General features: G+C 29.6%; 11 protein-coding genes. All 11 read right to left on the reverse strand.

Translation table 11 applies throughout. From position 1 onward, the window contains the following. The coding region (locus IR151_RS11885) for a M20/M25/M40 family metallo-hydrolase (RefSeq protein ID WP_227434733.1) at positions 1-514 on the reverse strand (514 nt) is incomplete at its 3' end. Positions 515-651: 137 nt separating this feature from the next. Then, a complete protein-coding gene (gene dpaL, locus IR151_RS11890) occupies positions 652-1,866 on the reverse strand; it encodes a diaminopropionate ammonia-lyase (protein WP_227434734.1) in 1,215 nt (404 codons plus the stop codon). 595 nt (positions 1,867-2,461) lie between these two features. Beyond that, positions 2,462-3,133, reverse strand: coding sequence for a flavodoxin family protein (locus IR151_RS11895; RefSeq protein WP_227434735.1), 672 nt, complete (start codon positions 3,131-3,133; stop codon positions 2,462-2,464). Positions 3,134-3,214: 81 nt separating this feature from the next. Continuing rightward, a complete protein-coding gene (locus IR151_RS11900; protein ID WP_227434736.1) occupies positions 3,215-5,431 on the reverse strand; it encodes a xanthine dehydrogenase family protein molybdopterin-binding subunit in 2,217 nt (738 codons plus the stop codon). Between the two features lie 2 nt (positions 5,432-5,433). After that, positions 5,434-5,904: a (2Fe-2S)-binding protein gene (locus IR151_RS11905; RefSeq protein WP_227434737.1), complete on the reverse strand. Its 471-nt coding sequence runs from the start codon at positions 5,902-5,904 to the stop codon at positions 5,434-5,436. A 61-nt stretch (positions 5,905-5,965) separates the two neighbouring features. Beyond that, positions 5,966-7,360 carry an amidohydrolase family protein gene (locus IR151_RS11910; RefSeq protein ID WP_227434738.1) on the reverse strand — a complete coding sequence of 465 codons (1,395 nt, stop codon included), beginning with the start codon at positions 7,358-7,360 and terminating at the stop codon, positions 5,966-5,968. 72 nt (positions 7,361-7,432) lie between these two features. Further along, complete coding sequence (locus IR151_RS11915; RefSeq protein ID WP_227434739.1) at positions 7,433-8,794, reverse strand: uracil-xanthine permease family protein; 1,362 nt, start codon at positions 8,792-8,794, stop codon at positions 7,433-7,435. A gap of 295 nt (positions 8,795-9,089) precedes the next feature. Next, positions 9,090-10,412: a uracil-xanthine permease family protein gene (locus tag IR151_RS11920; RefSeq protein WP_227434942.1), complete on the reverse strand. Its 1,323-nt coding sequence runs from the start codon at positions 10,410-10,412 to the stop codon at positions 9,090-9,092. A 346-nt stretch (positions 10,413-10,758) separates the two neighbouring features. Then, positions 10,759-11,799 (reverse strand): sigma-54 interaction domain-containing protein, encoded by a 1,041-nt coding sequence (locus IR151_RS11925; protein ID WP_227434740.1) that lies wholly within the window; start codon positions 11,797-11,799, stop codon positions 10,759-10,761. Positions 11,800-12,135: 336 nt separating this feature from the next. Then, positions 12,136-13,404, reverse strand: a complete 1,269-nt coding sequence (locus IR151_RS11930) for an McrC family protein (protein ID WP_227434741.1) — start codon at positions 13,402-13,404, stop codon at positions 12,136-12,138. Next, positions 13,397-15,331 (reverse strand): AAA family ATPase, encoded by a 1,935-nt coding sequence (locus IR151_RS11935; protein ID WP_227434742.1) that lies wholly within the window; start codon positions 15,329-15,331, stop codon positions 13,397-13,399. Before IR151_RS11935 ends, IR151_RS11930 begins: the two co-directional genes overlap by 8 nt. Positions 15,332-15,351 lie beyond the last annotated feature (20 nt).

Consider the following 15,351-nt stretch of genomic DNA (forward strand, 5'->3'; position numbering starts at 1 on the left):
TCTTTAAGTTTAGTTCTGAAGATTCTCCGATTACAACATAATCAGGTTTAACAGCTTTACTTATTTCTCTAGCTGAAACTCCTTCAAATATTTCTTCATGAACAACTCCTGCTACATATAATTCACCAGCAAAGTCTTTATTAGTGTCTTTAGCAAAATACGCTACAGCAGACATCATTGCAGTATACTGACCTTTCATATCAGAAGTTCCTCTACCATATATCTTTCCATCTACTATTTTTCCTTCAAAAGGAGGAACAGTCCATTTACTTGCATCTGGAACTGGAACTGTATCTATATGACCATCAAATAATATTTTTTTACCTGGTCTATTTCCCTTTATGCATCCTACTATATTTCCATATCTATCTCTTGACCAGCTATCAAAGCCTAATTTTTCAAAAGATTCTTCTATTGCTTTTACAACCCCTTCTTCATTTCCAGAAGAACTAGGATTTTGGATTAGTTTTTGACATATCTCAGTTACTTCTTGTTTTCTTTGTTCGTTTAGCATTTCGTTATCCCCCTAGATTTTATAAATGTATATTTTAATTTAAGCCTTTATAATTTATATAATTTCTAAATTTTAGAACTTATAATCTTTTTAATATGTAAATGGTTATTTGATAAAGATAATATTTTAATAATTATCTATATGCTTGGATACTCTCCATCCCAAACTATACTTCTGTATTTATCAGGGTCAGTATCTCCTTCTGTACTTATTAAAAGTACTCTTGAATTTTCATCTAACTTTAAATCTCTTCTTAAGTCAGCTAAATCTTCTCTTTCCATAGCTGCTATTAAAAGACCAGTTGTAACCGCTCCAGACTCTCCAGAGATTACTTTTTCATCACCATTTAAAGGATTCCCCAATGTTCTCATACCTTTAGCAGAAACCCAGTCTGGTGCTGAAACGAATGCTGCTGCATGATTTTTTAATACTTCAAATCCTATAGTATTTGGTTCTCCACAAGCAAGACCTGCCATTATAGTTGGCATATCTCCACCTACAAATCTTGGTTTTCCATCTCCTGCTTCTGCTGATTTATAGTAACAATCTGCCTCATCAGCTTCTACTACTACTGTTATTGGGCATTCATCATATATTGAAGCAACATATCCTTGAACTGCACCAGCAAGCGAACCAACTCCTGCTTGCACAAATACATGTGTTGGTCTATCTACTCCATATTCTTTTAATTGTTCTATAGCTTCTTGAGCCATAGTTCCATATCCTTGCATTATCCATGCTGGTATTTCTTCATATCCATCCCATGCTGTATCTTGAACCATTACTCCATGGTCATCAGCTTCTGCATAATCATTAGCTAATCTTACTGCGTCATCATAATTTAAGTCTGTTATACTAGCATCTGCACCTTCTCCCTTGATTTTATTTAATCTAAATTCAGAAGAACCTTTTGGCATTAATACAACAGATTTTTGACCTAATTTATTAGCTGTCCAAGCAACTCCTCTACCATGATTTCCATCTGTAGCTGTAAAGAAAGTTATTTCTCCTAATTTTTCTTTTATTTCATCTGAAGTTAATTTTTCATATCCTAACTCTGATATATCTGTATCTAATCTTTGAGCTAAGTATTTACCCATAGAGTAAGAACCACCCAAAACTTTAAATGCATTTAATCCAAATCTATAAGATTCATCCTTAACATATACTCCTGCAACACCTAATTTTTTTGCTAAACCTTCTAGGTTTGCTAATGGAGTTTCTTTATATTGAGGAAAGCTTTTATGGAAGTTTCTAACCTTAGTTATTTCTTCTTCATTTAAAAATTTGATACAATTTTCTTTATCGCCCTTTGGCAGATTGTTTACTTTCCATTTAATTTCTTTTAGCATCTAAAATACCTCCAAATTATTGTTAAATTTTTATACTCTATATATTAGCAATTAACATGCCAACACTTAATATATATCAAATATTTTTCTGTGGCTATTTAGCATAGAATTTGCAATACTTTCAACTTTTTTTACTTTTATCTATTAGGTTATCTAATGTATATAGAATTTGATAATAAAAAAACCTTTTTCATCTTCTCACTTTTTAATTCTCATTTTTAAAATTTAAAAATTAATACTTAAAACGTATTCCTTATGTATTTTTTGACATATAAATCTATAAAATATTTAATAAAAGACATAAAATAGTGATGTAATATTTTATTACATCACTATTTTTTATTGAGCGAATAGTAAAAATTCAACTCGTATGTATATAAGTTTGTAACTGTATCAACTTAGTTTTCAGTTATGGAATTTTGTGATAAAGTGAAACAAACAATACTACTTTTGGCATTCACATAAATAATTGCAGATTTGTAATTATCATCTGTCAGATTAAAGTAAAATGCTATATTTCCTTTTCCCTTAGAGTGTCAACTTTATATCTCACATATCCATATGTCTTTATTTTTTTTGAAGAAGTAATTGCTTTTTAATGGTCTCTAAGAGGTGATTTTTCATCTTTTTTAACATCTAATTCTTCTTTTACAAGATTCCATTTTTCAAGACCAAACTTAGAAACCATAACTGCTTCTGCAGCACCTTTTCCAAGTCTTTTTACTGTGTCCATACCTGTTTCGTCTTCTTGAGCCCCTTTTGCTTTTCCATCTTTACTCCATATTGTACCGCCTATGTAGCATCCTCCTAAGCCTCCAGATACTAACATTTCATGCATTAAGAAGAAATTTATTATAGGAAGTTTTGTTAATTCTTGACCACCATATCTAGTTCCACCAGTAGTTATAGCTGCCCCAACTTTATTTTGAAGTTTTCCTGGATGAACTAAATACATAGGACGAAGTCTATTAAATACTGCTGTAAGTTGAGCAGTTATATTCATATCATACACTGGAGAACCCACTATAATTCCATCTGCTTCTAATATTTTTTGCTCTAATTCTTGTATGTCATCTTTTATGATACACATAGTCTCTTTTCTTATACATGCATCACAATGCACACAAGGACTTATTTTTTTCCCTCTAACTGACCAATACTCAGTCTCTATACCAGGTATAGTTTCAGCTTCTTTCAAAGCTTCTAATACTGCATATTCTGTTGCTCCTTTACGTGGACTTCCACAAATACCTAATATCTTTGCCATAACAATATCTCCTCATCAAATAAATCTATTTTTATTACTTTCTATAACTTTAATAAAGTTTCATTTTAAGTTTAAGTATTATTATTTTAATTTTATTGGCAATGAATGTATCTCTACATTAGTTGCATCATATACTGCATTTGCTACAGCAGGTGCAACTGGTACAACTGCACATTCACCAATACTCTTGCCACCAAAAGGTCCAGCTTTTTCATAACTATTTACAAATGCAACTTGACACTTTGGCATATCGACAGTTCTAAATAATTTATAATTTTTAAAATCAGTAGCTTTAGGTCTTCCTTGCTCATCAAAGGCTAGCTCTTCACTTAACGCATAACCTAACCCCATATGAATTCCGCCTTCTAATTGACCTTCTAAATTTAGAGGATTTATAACTCTACCAACATCATGTACAGCTACAAAATCAACTACTTTTACATCTTTAGTTTCTTTATCTACTAAAACTTCAGCAAAATGTACACCATAAGAAGTAATACCTGCTGGAGAAGAGTAATCTTCAACAACTGTCAATTCTCTCAAAGACTTACTTTGACTATATACTGCAACATCAGATAATGATGCTTTAATATTTTCATCAAGTTTACTGATTACATATCCATTGTCTAGATATAGCTCTTCTTTTGAAATTTCGAGTAATTTTTCTGCTTCTTCCAGTATTAAAGTCTTTAATTTTTCTGCTGTCTTTTTAGCTCCTCCACCTTCTACAAATACACCTCTACTTGCATAATCTCCAAGATTAAATGTACATGCATCAGTATCAGTTTCAAAAGTATCAACTTTATCAGGAGTTATTCCCAAAACTTCAGCTACCATCATTGTTTGCATAGTTACAACACCATTACCCATATCATGTGCTCCCGTAAGTAGTGTTAGTGTACCATCTTCGTTTAATTTAAGAGTCAATGTGACAACATCTCTATGTGCACCAAAAACTCCATTACCATGTGCACCTATTGCCATACCTATACCTCTTAAATAATTTCCTTCTTCTTTTGGAAGAGCTTTCTTCTCATCCCATTTAAACATTTTTTTACCTTGTTCAATACAATCAAGAACTCTAGGATTGCCAAGAGAACCGTGGAAGATTATATCAACATCATCTGGCTCTACAGCATTCTTATTTTGAAAATCTACTAAATCCATACCTATTTTCTTAGCTATTTTTGCAAATTGAGCTTGTTGAGCCATAAATATTTGAGGTGAACCATAACCTCTCATGGCACCTGCTATTGGTGTATTTGTATATACTGGTATTCCAGTAAATTTTATATTTGGTATTTTATAGACTTTAAACACTTTATGGCTAAGTGCTCCTATAACATTTAAAGCACTTGATGCATATGCACCTGTATTTGTGTATATTTTTATCTCCTGTGCTATTACTTCTCCATCTTTATTTACACCAGTTTTTAGTTTTACAAAAGACCCATGACGAGTTCTTGTTGATATCATAGACTCTTTTCTTGTAAGAACCATTTTGACTGGTCTTCTCGTCATTTTTGACAATGCTGCTGCTACTGGCTCAATTGTCATTTCTAATTTCCCACCAAATGAACCTCCAATAGCAGGTCTTATAACTCTTATCTTATTTAATGACATCCCAAAAATTTGAGATAATATTATTCTAAAACCAAATGTATTTTGGCAAGGTGTATGTACAATCAATTTATCATTATAATCATAATGTGCAATTACGCTGTGAGTTTCTATTGCACTATGATGTATAGCAGGAGTAGAGTATTCGTCTTCAAAGATGTAGTCACATTCTTTAAAACCTTTTTCTACATCTCCACCATTTATATTATTTTGAGAAACCATGTTTGAATCTCCGTGTATACATATAGCATCTTCTTTTATTGCATCTTGTATAGTAAATATAGCTGGTAATTCTTCATATTCTACTTTTATAAGTTTTACAGCTTTTTCTGCTATTTCTGGTGTTTCTGCTGCAACTGCTGCTACACGGTCACCTACAAATCTAACTGTATCTGAAAAAATAACTTCATTTTCAGGTATATTATGTTCATAAAATCGTAAAGAACCATTATATTTTCTCTGTGATGTATTGAGATGTGTAGCTATGGCTCTAACTCCAACGATTTTCTCGGCTTCACTTGTATCTATACTTTTTATTTTTGCATGTGCTACTGGGCTTAAAAGCATTTTAGCATGAAGTGCATTTTGCGGTTTCATGTCTGCTACATACTTCATTTGACCAGTAACTTTTAAAGCTGCATCTTTTAGAGGGTATGATTTTCCTATGACTTTTTCCATAACTATCTACCTCCTAATCTAGCTGCAGATAATTTTACAGCTTCTATAATTTTTATATATCCTGTGCATCTGCAGAGATTTTCTTTAAAAGCCTCTCTAATCTCATCTTCACTAGGAGATGAATTTCTATTTAAAAGAGCTTGTGTAGTTATAATCATGCCAGGAGTGCAATATCCACATTGTACAGCTCCAACTTCTATAAAAGCTTCTTGTATTGGATGAAGATTTTCTCCATTAGCAAAACTTTCTATAGTGTATATAACTTTATCTTCACAGTTCCTTGCAAGAAGTTTACAAGATTTTATATCTACTCCATCTATCAAAACTTTACATGCTCCACAACTGCCACTATTACAACCTTGTTTCGCTCCAGTTAGATTTAATTTTTCACGAAGTACATGCAAAAGAGTTTCATTCTTTTCAACTTCTACTTCATACATGTAATCATTAATATTTAATTTTATTTTTTCCATTTTCTCCTCCTACAGATAAACTAATGTTGTAATAGAATATTATTACAAGTTTGTTTTTATACTAGTATAAGCTATTCCACTTATGCCCTTCCATTCTATTAGTTACATTAGCTCTCTTACATAATTCTTCTGCTGCATGTTGAGCATTCAATAAGACTTGTTCTTCACTTTCAATTGTAGTAACTCTACCATTTTCAAGTATTATATTTCCATCAACTAAGACACTTTCTACATTGTGCATACTAGCTGAGTATACCAAAGTTGATACAGGATTGTGAAGAGGTATTGATTTTGGAGAAAGCATTGAGTTAAATATTACTAAATCAGCTTTTTTTCCAACCTCTAAAGAACCTATTTCATCTTCCATTCTAAGAGTTCTTGCTCCCTCAATTGTAGCCATTTCAAGGACTTTTTCTGCAGAAATTGCAAGAGGGTCACAATTGTTTACCTTATGTTGTAAAGCAGTTAATTTCATAAGTTCTACCATATCTTGTGCATTGTTACTTGCTGCACCATCAAGACCTAAGCTTACATTTATACCCTTCTTTAACATTTCTGGAACAGGTGCAACACCAGAAGCAAGATACATATTACTTGCAACATTATGAGAAACTTTTATATCATACTTTTTAAGCATTTCCATGTCCTCATCAGTTATACATACACAATGCACTGCTACAACCTCTGGACCTACTATTCCCCATTTTTCAAGTAATTTTATATCTATTTCCCCATGTATATCTTTTGTTGCTGTTCTTGCAAATTCAGTTTCAGAAATATGAACTGTGAAGTATGAATCATACTCTTTGACTATATTCCAAAGCATTTTACCCATTTCTTCAGATATAGCCCACATTGAAGAAGGTGCTACACAAATTTTTATTCTTCCATTTTCTGAATTATGATATTTTTCAAATACTCTTCTCAAATCCTTTTCAACCGTTTCCACGTCTTCTATAAGCTCTTTATGAATACCTAAATCTATACAGCCCCTACCAACTACTCCTCTTATACCTAAATCTTTATATGCTTTTACTATTCCATCTGTAAGTCCTGGTCTATTATGTGTATGCATATAATCAACCATTGTAGTTATACCACTTTTTAAACCTTCCATACATCCAAGCATTGCAGCATCATAGGTATCTTGTTCTGTCAAGAACTTTGCTGATGGAAACATCATTGTGTTTAACCATTCATGAAGTGCCATGTCGTCTCCTAGACCTTTTAATAATACTTGGAATAGATGATTATGAGTGTTTATAAATCCAGGGAATATCACTTTTCCTTTAGCATCTATAACCTTTTTAACATCAGTATACTTCACCTCAACATCATCTGTATTTCCTATATCTAAGATTCTGTCACCTTGAATAGCTATTGCTCCATCAAATATAACTTCTCTATTTTTATTAACTGTAACAACTATTGCATTTTTTATTAGTATATCAATCATCTTAAATCCCCCTTTTAATACTTTCATTACAACATTTTATCACATAGCTTTCTCATATCATATCTAATACATTTATCCAATATTTTCCTCAAGATTTGAAGTAACGTTTTCAGCTTTCTTACTTCCTTTTAGTTTAAATAGTGTTTGAAGTAATATAGCTATTATTGCTCCAGAAACTATACTTGAGCCTCCTAGAACAGTTCCAATTGTTGCTGGAAATTGGTCTAAAACTTGTGGAGCAGTTGTAAGACCCATGCTTGTTGCTATAGATACTCCTGCTATAAGATTATTTTCTTCAGTAAAACCATCCATACTCATAATAGAAAAACCAGACATTGCTATTGATGAAAATACTACTAAAGTTGCTCCACCAACAACACAAGATGGTATAGTTGTCATTATTGCTCCTAATGCTGGAGATATTCCTGCTAGCAATAATACAAGTGCTCCTAATGCTATTACAAATCTACTTGTAACTTTATTCATAGATACAATTACTGTGTTTTGGCTGAATACTCCAGTTGGAAGAGCTGCAAATAGTGATGAAATTATAGAAGTTACAGAGTTTCCTAAAACAACTGATGATAACTCTTCATCAGTTACCTCTCTGTCCATTGCACCTATTGTTGCTATTGTACACGCACCCATCATATCAGCTATACCTATTATGTAAATAATAGTAAACATTACTATTAACTCTGGTCTAAATTCCAATCCAAAAGCTGCTGGTGTTGGCAAAGATACTATAGCTGCACCTTTAACTGCAGAAAAATCAACTAATCCTAAAACTAAAGATATAGCATATCCTACTAATATTCCAATTAATATTGAAGAGTTTTTAACTAAGCCTTTACCATACTTATTTATCATTATTATTACAAAAGCAACTATAACTCCTACTATAAAATTTATTGGACTTCCAAATGTTTGTGCACCTTCTCCTCCTGCTAAATTCTTTATAGCTGTTGCAAATAATCCAAGTCCCATACATGCTATTATAGTTCCAGAAACTATAGAAGTGAATATATGTCTAATTTTCTTAACTGCAAATCCTACAAAGAATACGATTACCCCAGCAGCAATTTGTGCTCCAAATAGAGCTGCTAAACCGTCTTTAGCTGCTACAGAAAGACAGGCCCCTAAAAATACATAACTCATTCCCATCATTACAGGTAATCTTGAACCTAATTTAAATCCTTTAAATAAAGGTATTGGATATAATTGTAAAAACGTTGCCAAACCTGCTGCTAACATAGAGCCTTGAATCAACATCGTCGCTTGCCCCTGGTTAAGTCCTACCACGTTTGCTATTAATATTGCAGGCACCATATTTCCTACTATCATTGCTAACAAATGTTGTAAAGCTAAAGGTACCGATTCCTTTAGTGGTGGTATCCCATCCACATCATATTTTGAAGTATTACGTGTTTTCATAAAATAAATCCTCCCATACATAAATATCTTGACTAAATATTTTATAATTATTTTCTATAAATATTTTTATGACCATGAATTTATTGCTCAACCGATAACCACAGCTAAACTGAGCTATTTTTATAAAAATTTAACAAACGTGCAAATATACCCTCCCCGATTTTCTTTTTGACTAAACATTAAATGTCTGATGTATACTCTTTATTAAATTTCTTATTAAAATGAATAGCTATCTGAAGTAATCTAACAATCTCATAATAAAATAATTTAAACAACCCTTTTAAATTATCATTTTTTAATTAGCCTTTTCCATAACAGCTCTTTCTTTAGCTTCATCTTCTAGACTTTTATTTGGTATTATTAGATTTAAAACAAATGCAACCAATGTCGCAATTACTATTGGAGATTCTCCAAATACTAACTTTACAAATGGAGGAAATGCTTCCTGTGCTGCCGGAACTGATGTTATTCCCATACCTAAAGCTATTGCCAAACCTACAATAGTAATATTCCTTGATGACAATTCTTCTGTAATAATTAACTTTATACCTGTCATTGTTATCATACTGAATATAGATATTGTAGCCCCTCCTAAAACAGAATATGGTATAGTTGTCATCAATGCACCAAACTTAGGTACAAACCCCGATAATAACATAAATATACCAGCTATTCCAAGTACAAATCTGCTTATTACTTTGTTCATAGCTACCATACCTACATTTTGACTATATGATGATGGTGGTAAACCTCCAAACAAAGCACCTATCATAGTACAAATTCCACTTCCTATTACTCCACTTGACAGTTCTTTATCTGTTATATTTCTATCCATACCTCCCATTGTAGTAGCTGACAAATCTCCAATTGCTTGAACAGCATTGATTATACTTACAATTACTACAGAGATTACTACTGGTATATCAAATTTAAGTCCAAATTCAAGTGGCTTAGGTATAGCAAACCAAGCTGCCTCTCTAATAGGGTCAAAATTTATTATGCCCAAAACTAAAGATACACAATATCCAACTATAATTCCCAAAAATATTGCTGCCAATTTTGCATAACCTTTTGCAAATTGACTAAGACCTATAACTACCACTAGTGTTATAGCTGCTACTGCCCAATTTTGCATAGAGCCATAAGTAGGGCTATTTACACCACCTGCCATATAATTTATTGCTATAGGATATAAAGATAATCCAATTGTAAAAACTACTGTTCCTGCAACTATATTAGGGAAAAATTTTCTTATCTTTTTTATAAATATTCCTATTAATACTGTAGCCACTCCCCCTATTAATTGTGCTCCCAATATGCTCGCTAGTCCATAACTTCCTCCAACTGCTACGAGTGTTGGCACATAAGTAAAACCGACTCCAAAAATTATAGGCAATCTTGAACCAATATTTACTATTGGATATAGTTGTATAAGTGTCGATATTCCAGCTATTATTAATGCATATTGCACTAAAAGTGTTATTTGTGTGGCACTAGCACCAACAGCTCCTCCCACAACTATAGGTACTGTGACAGTTCCAACTATCATTGCTAGTATATGCTGCATTGATAGTGGTAAACACTTTAAAATTGGTGGCCTTCCATCAATATCAAACATAGATACACTTTTTTGATATTTACTCAAGGTTATCACTCCCAACTATTTTTTAATGACAGTTATTATTCAACATCCTTTCTTTTTTATTTTGTCATCTTGATTTAATATGAAGCAATTATAATGCCAATATTTTAACAAAATTGTTTTACATATATAATTTTTATTATATTTGTTAGTATTTAATAATTTGATAAAGCATTTCTTTTTTTAAATTCTTTCAAATTTTTTTTATTTTTGGATAATAAAATCTTATTACAAAAAAAATCACTTAGAAAATAGTTTTTCAAGTGATTTTTATCAATTTTATAATTTCAAATTTTAGAATTGAGAATTAAAAGAATAATTACTATACATCTATCTTTCTATACAATGTTGCTAGCGATATTCCAAGCTTTTTAGCAGCTAACTTTTTAGATTTAGTATCATTTCCATAAAACTTTAATACCTTTTTTATATATGCTCTCTCAAATTCTTCAAGGGTAAGTATATCTTGTTCCATATTTATTTCATAGTCACTTTCCTCAAGTAATTTTATATTTATTTTGTTCAACTTAAAATATTCAATTATCTTTCTATTTATTATACCTTTATGTATTATCCCATCTTCTTCAAGAAGATTTAAAGCCAATTCTATAGTGTTTTCTAATTCTCTTATATTTCCTGGCCACGGATATTTAAGCAGCATATGTTCTACATCTGGCTCTATATGGTATACATTTTTTTTCATCTTCCTTGAATATTTATCTATAAAATTATTTATTAATATTTGTATATCATCTCCTCTATCTCTAAGAGGAGGTACTTCTAGAGGTATTACATTTAATCTATAATATAAGTCTTCTCTAAATTTATTTTCTTTAACCAACTCAAATAAATCTCTATTAGTAGCTGATATAATTCTAACATCTATATCAATTAGTTCATTTGAACCTATTCTTGTAAACTTCTTTTCCTGTAACACTCTCAAAAGCTTTGATTGTAATTGAATTGGCATATCCCCTATCTCATCTAGAAATACAACTCCTCCATTAGCTAATTCAAATTTACCAATTTTGCCTTTTGAATCTGCCCCACTAAAAGCTCCTTTTGTATACCCAAAAAGTTCACTTTCTAGCAAGGGCTCTGGTATAGCAGCACAGTTTATAGCAACGAATGTTTTATTCCCTCTGTTTCCTGCGAGATGAATGGCTCTTGCTATTAACTCTTTTCCAGTGCCACTTTCTCCAGTTATCGCTACAGTAGAATCACTATTTCCAATTTTACAAATTCTATTTTTAAGAGCAAGCATTACATCAGACTCCCCAATTATAGAGTCTACTGTTGTTGTTCCCCAAATATTGTATACTTCCATTCCACCATACATTACTGAATCACTGTGTTTATCCATAAAATATCAACTCCAAATAAGTATTATATATAATCATCATTTAAATTATCTATTTAATTATATCATAACAGAAAAGCTTAGTTATAATTTTACAATAATATTTTAATTTTCAAATGAAGCTTAAGAAAAAATATACCTACTTAAATTTCAATTTAGCAGGTATACTTTCTTTATTTTGCAAGCATTCTATGCTAAATAAGCAATTATAGTGCCATGTTTAACATCTAAAATAGTTTACAAAAATTTTCATTTATTATTTTTTTATAGTTCTTATATGCTATAAAATTGTTTATTGCTTTATACAATGTATTTTTATTATTTTTATAATTCTTATTTTTAAAATTTATAATTAAAAATTATTTTTTTCAAATCAGATATGGTGTTTTTTATATTATCCAATCTTACAGTTTTTGCTTCTATAAATTTACCTTTAAACGACTCCAATAATCTCCAAGAGCTATAATTTTTATCTTTTTTAATACAAGGATATAATAATATACACCTTTTTGCATTTTCATAAGATGTTATATATGCATACATCTGATATATATCACTTGATCTATAGAAGATATTTGAATCCAATTCAATAGCTTTCCATTTTGTATCAATTATGATTTCAGATTCATATTTTGAATCATATAAAACTATATCTGGTCTTAAATTAAAAGTTTTCTTTCCTGTTTGCTCATTTTTTAAAAGAAATTTACTTTTATCTTGTATATACGTTTCTCTAAATTCATTATTCCATATATTTTTTATTAAGTTTCCGATATATTCTTCATATAAAATGTTTATTTCAAATAATATAGAAAATGCATCTTGATTATTTTCGCTGTTATCCATCGATAAATTTAAAAGTATAAGTTTCGCCAATGAGTAACAATCTTTAAATCTATCATTATTTTTATAAAATTTGTAATCCAATAGTTCTTCTCTATTTATATAAACTAAGTCCACATTATAAAAATAACTCAAAATTTTTTTTATCTTATTTTGAATTAAATTGTCATTTACTCTACATAATATAGATACACATGCCTTTTTTAAAACTTGATTCAAAAAATTATTTTCGCTATACTCATCATATTCACATTTTATTTTCATTGGAGATATATTTTTTTCTCTTGCATATTTACTTATTAATATCTTGCCTTTTACAACATTCGAATTATCTATCTTATTTATATATTCAAAATAAATCCCTCTCTTAATTTGCATTTGCATACTTTCAATAAAATACATAACAAAAAAATTCATGAGATTATAATTTTTTAAACTTGATTTTATATTTTCGTTTATTATAATTGGAATCTTATTACATGTAGAAAGCATTTGTAATAGCATTTCTCTATCTTTTACAATATCATTACTTAATGACAGCTTTGGAAGTATCTCCAATATTACATTTTCAAAATATATAACACCTACATAATTTATGAATCTCAGTTTTTTATATCTGATATCTATTATATTACTCTTTAACACATCATTATTATTATCCAGATATTTAAGTAATTTTTCATATTCAGTTTCTGTAAGTTCATTTTCACCATTACCTACTTTTATCCATTCATAAGTTTCCTTTACATATATATTTTTACTCATATATATTTTTTAACTCCTCAATAGATATATTTCGTTTTATACAATAATTAACTTTACTTTCCATTATTGATGAATTATTATTTTTAAATAATTTAGATGCTGTGATTTCTTCCTTATAAACAATATATTTGTCCTTTTCATTTTTACCTATACCACCTAAAATAAGTCCTACTTTTTCTGAGTCATAATAGAAATATTCTTGAAGAAGTGGTATTATTTTTTTTCTAAATACGGCCACTATATCATCAATATTTTCTACATTTAGTAAGTAGGCCTGTCCAATAACATGGTCTCTATCATATAAAAACTCTATTCTCTTATTAATTGTATATAGCATATTTTTAACATCTATTCCATCTACAACGGACAATAAATCATAGTCTGGCATAATTTCTTCAAAAGCAAATCTTCTTCTCAAAGCTATATCTAAAAGAGCTATGGATTTATCTGATGTATTCATAGTACCAATTATATATAAATTTGGAGGTAGAGAAAATCTTTCTTTTGAATATGGTAGTTTTACGATAGTTTGATTTGATTTAGTAAGTCTTTTATCATCTTCTAATAATGTTATTAATTCCCCAAATATTTTAGATATATTTCCTCTATTGATTTCATCTATTATTAAAACATAGTTTTCTGATTCTTCAAAATTAAAGTTCTCAACATCTTTTATATTATCAAGTACCAACATCTTTTTTCTTGCCTTTACATCTTCTATAGTTAAAGTATCTTTTTCTAACTCAAGATTTAGCTTCTTTTCAAGTTTCAACCCATCGTAACATGCTTCTATAGATATTTCCTTCAATATACCATCTTCTGGCTTAAAATTACCTTCACCATCGGATTTGAGACCTTCTATAAACTCTTCATATCCATATGATTGATGAAAAGTACAAAATTCTACATTATTTTTATAATCTACATAACTTGTACAATCATTATTTTTTAAACTAGTTTCATTTATTAAATTATAAACTATTTGTTTTGCATTATATGTTTTACCCGTCCCTGGTGGACCATAAAGTATGGTATTTAATGGAATTTTATTAATACATCTTTTTATATATTTTTCAACTAAATTATTATTTTCAAAGATAACCCATGCATTTCCATCAATATTCTCTTTTTCATTTTCTATCCATTCTACAGGTAAAAAACATCCACCTTCTGAAGTAGTTATTTTGTCTTTATCAAAACCCTCTTTAACTTGACAAACACCAAATAAGCTTTTCATTGTATGGTCATTTTCGTAACTTACTTTTTCGCTATTATATACTAGAATATAATCATCTGTATTTATATTTTTCAAGTTTTCTAATTGTTCTAAATTAGTGGGTTGAATAAACAGTTCTTCATTCTCTACACACTTATCTACATCTATATAATAATAGTTTTTTAGGTACCATTTATTATTGTCATTTTCTTCTATTCTTTTTTTTAATGATTTATTATGTTGCAATTTAATAATGTCTAAATATGTATTTATATCTTCATTATTTAATTTATAAAACTCACTCGTATATATTTTACAATTTAAAACTGTATCAAATGTGTACATCCATTTTATAGGTAATGTATGACCCAAGATATGACTTAATTCATAACCATTTTCAAAACTTTCTTCAACAATACCAATAAGAACACTATACTTAATTTTTTCTTCTACATTTTGATATGCCTTATATAGAAAATAATCTCCTTTTTTAACTGAAATAAATTTTTTTATAAAATCTTTGTCATTACAGTTCTCATTAATGTATTTTTCAGATTTTTTTCCCATATTAAGCACTTTTTTTAAATTTATTTTTATATCAAATCCCAATGCAATTATGCTTTCTTCTTTAAAAATTTGTGGTGTATCTGTCTCTTGATAAAAAAATTCTTCCATTAGCCAATACTCTGTAACATTTATATTTTCAGACATATACTTCTCCTTAATATCTA

The organism is Clostridioides sp. ES-S-0006-03, from assembly GCF_020662275.1.
Taxonomy (GTDB): Bacteria; Bacillota; Clostridia; order Peptostreptococcales; family Peptostreptococcaceae; genus Clostridioides.